Origin of the sequence: Mycobacterium asiaticum, assembly GCF_001668675.1 — a bacterium.
In the GTDB taxonomy this organism is placed as follows: Bacteria; Actinomycetota; Actinomycetes; order Mycobacteriales; family Mycobacteriaceae; genus Mycobacterium; species Mycobacterium asiaticum_D.
Genome location: NZ_LZKQ01000082.1, coordinates 1 through 5,446 on the forward strand (window position 1 = coordinate 1; position 5,446 = coordinate 5,446).

At 69.2% G+C, this 5,446-nt stretch carries 3 protein-coding genes and 2 pseudogenes; 4 read left to right on the forward strand and 1 reads right to left on the reverse strand.

The annotated features are described in order from the left end of the window. The 3 genes and pseudogenes from A9X01_RS30390 to A9X01_RS07775 form a co-directional block, all read left to right on the forward strand. Positions 1–419, forward strand: a pseudogene (locus A9X01_RS30390) (DUF7159 family protein); the annotation flags it as partial. Between the two features lie 71 nt (positions 420–490). Then, positions 491–877, forward strand: a complete 387-nt coding sequence (locus A9X01_RS07770) for an Rv0313 family protein (RefSeq protein ID WP_065120190.1) — start codon at positions 491–493, stop codon at positions 875–877. Between the two features lie 30 nt (positions 878–907). Next, the gene (locus A9X01_RS07775) at positions 908–4,072 is read left to right on the forward strand and encodes an adenylate/guanylate cyclase domain-containing protein (protein WP_065120191.1); all 3,165 of its coding nucleotides are present in this window, start codon (positions 908–910) and stop codon (positions 4,070–4,072) included. A 19-nt stretch (positions 4,073–4,091) separates the two neighbouring features. Here the strand turns inward: A9X01_RS07775 and A9X01_RS07780 are convergent, their stop codons facing one another. Beyond that, the gene (locus A9X01_RS07780; protein ID WP_065120192.1) at positions 4,092–4,826 is read right to left on the reverse strand and encodes a DUF3060 domain-containing protein; all 735 of its coding nucleotides are present in this window, start codon (positions 4,824–4,826) and stop codon (positions 4,092–4,094) included. Positions 4,827–4,872: 46 nt separating this feature from the next. On the opposite strand from A9X01_RS07780, the pseudogene A9X01_RS07785 reads away from it, so the two are divergent. Further along, positions 4,873–5,446, forward strand: a pseudogene (locus A9X01_RS07785) (NADP-dependent oxidoreductase); the annotation flags it as partial.

Sequence of the window (5,446 nt, forward strand, 5' to 3'; positions counted from 1 at the left end):
CCGACCCGGCCGCCCGCGCCACCGCCGCCGGGCGCCCGCCGCAGCCACCGGCGCCGCCGCCGGCTGTGCAGCAGCCGGTCGCGCAACAGCCGGTCGCGCAGCAGCCGCCCGTGCAGCAGCCGCCGCCGGTCGTGCAGCAGCCGCCGCAGACGGTCACCAAACCGGCGCAGGCACCCGCGTACCTGGCGCCGCAGCAGCCCCGCCGGGCACCGACGCGTCAGGCACCCCCGCCTGTGCAGGCGCCGGTGCAGCAGGCCCCGCAACCTGCCGCACCACCGCCCGCCGCGCCGGCACCCGCGGCGCCGGCACCGGCCGGCCCGCCGACGCCGATCATGACGGCGTACCTGCACCTGCCGTTCTTCACCATCCCGATCCCGATCAACCCGCCGCCGCCTCCGGCCCCGCCGCCCGCCCCGTAGGGGGCACGTGGCGGATCTGGTCGCTGAAGCGCAAACTGGCAGTTAACGGTTTTCAGTGGCTAGGAGGTCGCGTGAGCGACAAAGGCGGATTCGGGTTCGACCCCGATGAGTTCGATCGGGTGATCAGAGAGGGAACCGAGGGCCTGCGCGACGCTTTCGAGCGCATCGGCAGGTTCGTCGGCGGCCCAGGCACCAAGACAGGGTGGTCGGCGATCTTCGAGGACCTGTCGCGGCGCGGCCGTCCGGAGCCGGAGACGACCGGCGAGGCCGGTGACGGCGTGTGGGCCATCTACACGGTCGATGACGACGGCGCCGCGCGCGTCGAGCAGGTGTACGCCACCGAGCTCGATGCCCTGCGCGCCAACAAGAACAACACCGACCCCAAGCGCAAGGTCCGGTTCCTGCCATACGGCATCGCCGTCAGCGTCCTCGACGATCCTGCGGAGGACACGGCGTAATCGGCCAATGCGGCCTATTCTCTGCAGATTGTGGCCGCAACCTCCGCCGTGTGCCCTACCTGCGGCTCCGAGCCGCGCGCGGGTGCCCGGTTCTGTGATGCGTGCGGCTCGCCGCTGACGGTCGTCGTCAAACCGGCCGAATACAAGCAGGTGACGGTCCTGTTCGCCGACGTGGTGCGATCCATGGACATCGCGGCGGCACTGGGTGCCGAGCGGCTGCGCGAGGTGATGACCGAGCTGGTGGACCGATCGTCCGCCGTGGTGCAGCGCTATGCGGGCACCGTGGACAAATTCACCGGGGACGGCATCATGGCGCTGTTCGGTGCCCCGGTCGCCCTGGAGGACCACGCATTCCGGGCCTGTCTGGCGGCCATGGACATCCAGCAGGTGGTGCGCGGCCTGGCCGCGGAGGTTCGCGAACGCGACGGCATCGACCTGCGGCTACGGATCGGCCTGAACTCCGGGCAGGTGATCACCGGCGAAGTCGGCGCCACGCACCTCGGCTACACCGCGGTCGGCGCACATGTGGGCATGGCCCAGCGGATGGAGTCGGCGGCGCCACCCGGCGGGGTGATGCTCACCGAGTCCACCGCACGGCTGGTCGAAGACCGGGTGGTGCTCGCCGACCGGGAGATCGTGCACATCAAGGGTGTCGCCACCGGCGTGCCGGCGCGCCAATTGCTGGCCGCCGACCTCGAGTACCGGCGCAAGGTCCGCTACCAGTCCCGCTTGGTTGGACGCGAAACCGAGAAGAACACCATCGACGATCTGTTGGATCGGTCGCTGGGTGGCCAGGGTGCGATCATCACGGTGACGGGGCGACCGGGCGTCGGTAAGACCAGATTGGTCCGCGAGGCGGTCGTGACCGCTGCCGGCCGGGGGTTCGAGGTGTTCACCACACACTGCCAATCCCACACCAAAGACATTCCGTTCCACGCCATCTCACGGTTGCTGCGCGCTGTGTTCAGCGTGCGTGACGTCGGCGCGGAAGCGGCCCGGGCGCGGGTCCACGGCAAGATCCCCGAGGCCAGCGACGACGATCGGGTGCTGCTCGACGACCTGCTCGGTATCCGGGAAGACGGCATCCCGTTGCCCGACATCAGCCCGGACGCCCAACGCCGTCGGCTGGGCGAGCTGATCAAGACGATGGCGGCGCGACGGGTGGAACCGGTCGCCTACGTCGTCGAGGACGCGCACTGGATCGACAGCGTCAGCGAATCGATGCTTGCCGAATTCGCGGTGATGGTACCCAGGATGCGGGCGGTGCTGCTCGTCGCCTACCGGCCTGAGTATTCGGGCGCCCTGTCCAAGCTCCCCGGCTCCTGCGCGTTAGACATTGCGCCGCTGGATGATTCGCAGAGCGCCGCACTGATCAGGGGTCTGCTGGGTGACGATCCTTCGGTCCGACGGTTGGTGGACGTCATCGCCGACCGGGCGGCGGGCATCCCGTTCGCCGCCGAAGAGATTGTTCGGGACCTGGCCGAGCGGGGCGAGCTGGAGGGTGCCCCCGGCGCCTACGTGTGCCGTCGTGAGGTGAGCGACATTCATGTACCCGCCAGTCTGCAAGCGATCATCGGCGCCCGCATCGACCGGCTTCCGGTGACGGCGAAACGGACCCTGAACGCCGCGGCGGTGATCGGTGCGCAGTTCGACTCGGAGCTGCTGCAGAACCTGCTGGATTCGATCGACATCGAGCCGTTGATCGAGGCCTATCTCGTCGAACAGGTCGGATACACCCCGCGGGCGACCTATGCCTTCAGCCACCCGTTGATTCACGCGGTGGCGTACGAATCGCAACTGAAATCCGGGCGCTCCGAGCTGCACCGGCGCGTCGCCGCGGTGATGCAGCGGACCCGCGGTGGATTCACCGGTCAGGAGGCCGCCATCGTCGCCGTCCAGTACGCGGCGGCCGGGGACCTGCAGGACGCGTACGACTGGCACATGCAGGCGGCGACCTGGTACGGCGCGCGCGACATCCGGGCCGCCCGGAAGAGCTGGCAACAGGCGGTCACCGTCGCGGACCAGATTTCCGGTGCCGAGCCGGACGTGCTGGCCATGCGGATCGCGCCGCGAGCGTTGCTGTGCGGCAGCGCTTTTCAGGTCGGCGGTACCCCTTCGGATTCCGGGTTTGCGGAACTGCGTGAGCTCACCACTGAAGCGGGGGACAAGCGATCACTTGCCCTGGGTATGGCCGGCCACCTCACCACGCTGGTCTTCAACTCCCACCATCTCAAGGCCGCCGACATGGCCTCCGAGTTCGCCACGCTGGTCGAGTCGATCGGTGATCCGGCGATGACGGTCGGGTTGTTTTACGCTGCGGCACAAGCCAAGTGGGAAGCCGGCCACGTGACGGAAGCCCTGACCCTGGCCCAGCGGGTCATCGACCTCGCCGACGGTGACCCCACGATGGGCGACTTCATCATCGGATCCCCGCTGGCGTGGGCGCTCACCGTGCGCGGGGCCGCCGGCATGTTCCTGGGGCGCCCGGGCTGGCGCAACGACCTCGAAGAGGGCATCTCGCTGGCGAAGAATGTCGATAAGGCATCCAAACCCTTTGTCCAGCTGTATAAATACCAGGCCGGTCTGCAGAACGGGGCAGTGCTGCTCAGCTCGCATGACGTGGCGCACACCGAGGCGGCGCTGGAAATCGCGCAGAGCTCCGGCAACAACGTGGCACTCACCTATGCCCTGCTGAACCGGGCAATGACATTGCTGCACACCGACGCCGGCCCGGACGGGCTGAACTGTCTCAACGACGCGCGCCAGATGCTGGTGGACCAGCAGCTGACCACGACGCTGCAACGGACGTCGGACATCGAAATGGCGCGCCAGCGCGCCGGATCGGGCGACCTCGACGGCGCGATCGCCCTGGCCGCCTCCGTGCTGAACCAGCAGTTCGACTGCGGTGAAATGATCTTCCGGGGTCCCGCGACGACGGTGCTGGTCGAGGCTCTGCTGTCGCGCGGCGGCAATGCCGATCTCGACGCTGCGCAGCGCGCCGTGGACCGGCTGGCGGGCGTGCCCACCGACCCCGGGTTCGTGCCGTACGAACTCGCCGTGCTACGCCTGGGCGCACTGCTGGCACGGGCGCGCGGCGACGAGGCCGGCTACCGGGAGTCGGTGCGGCGGTTCGGCGTCCGGGCGCGCCGGGCCGGTTTCGAAGGCTGCGCGGCGCAGGCCGAAGCGATGGCCTGAGCCGTCCTAGCCCTTAGTTCTAGCCCTGCTCGACGACGTTGCCGTTGCCGAGCTTGGAGATCTTCGGCGAGCCGGTGTGGTAGGTGACCTTGTTGTTCAGGCCGCTGGCCTCGATCTCGTCGGCCGAATCGACGGTGATGATGTTCTGCAGCCCCGACACCGTGACGTTCGCGCAGTGGCCGGTGAGTACCACCGTGTTGGAGATACCGCTGACAGTGACGCTGACCCCGCCGTCGCAGGCCAGGGTCCTGCTTTCGTTGATGCCCGAGACGATCACCGGCTGGGCCGCGGGGGCGGTGACCGACGGCGACGGCGACGAGCTGGGCACATGGGTCTTGACGGTGGACGGTGCGCGGCCGCTCGGCGTCGGCAACGCCGACGTGGTCTCGGTGGGTGACTCGACCACCAGGTCGCCGTGGGAGAACTGGCGGGCCGCGTAGGCGGCGATGCCGCCGACCAGCAACAGCACGCTGAGCACGCCGACACCGGCCAGAATCCAGAACCAGCGCATCCCCGAAGACGACCGGGGTGTGGCGCCGGGGTAGGGGCTCTCGTAACCGTAGGACGGCGGCGCCAGATTCGGCGACATCGGTGGCGGCGCCATGCCCGAACCCGCCGGCGGCGGCACCGGGCCGGGCGGGGGCGGCGGGTAGCTGTAATTGGCGCCCTGGCCCAATTCGCTCGCCTGCGCCTGGTTGGACAGCGGCTGCTCCAGCTCCCGAATGCGGGCTTCCGGGTCGTCCTCGGGGTTCATGGTGGAATGCTCCCACATGGGTTAGCCGGGCGAATAGGCTCTGCACGTGCCTGAGTTGTCGAATCGCCAGATCCTGTTGCGTCGCCGTCCCTCCGGGCTCGTCCAGCCCGACGACACCGAGCTGGTCACCCGGCCGGCACCCGAACTTGCCGACGGAGAGGCGTTGTTGCGCACCACCTACGTGGGCCTCGATGCCGCCGTGCGGACCTGGCTGGACGATCAGCCCAGCTACCTGCCGCCGGTGCAGCTGGGTGAGGTCATCCGGGCCGCCGGAATCGGCCAGGTGGTCGAATCACGCTGCGACGCCTACGCGGTCGGCGACATCGTCACCACGCTGACCGGTTTCCAGGAGTACGTGATCATCCGCGACGACATCTTCAGCACGCCCATCCCGGGCGAGACCGACCAGTTGGCGATCATGTCGGTGTACGGGCCCACCGGCGCCACCGCCTATTTCGGGATGACCGACATCGGCCGGCCCAAGCCCGGTGAGACCGTGGTGGTCTCGGCGGCGGCCAGCGCGGCGGGGTCGGTGGCCGGCCAGATCGCCAAGGTCGCCGGCGCGCGGGTGGTCGGGATCGCCGGTGGCCCGGAGAAATGCCGGGCGGTGGTCGAGGATT

What these genes read in the sequence shown, in the direction of transcription:
- A9X01_RS07780 (WP_065120192.1), bottom strand. Translation starts at nt 4,826, where the DNA reads ATGAACCCCGAGGACGACCCGGAAGCCCGCATTCGGGAGCTGGAGCAG.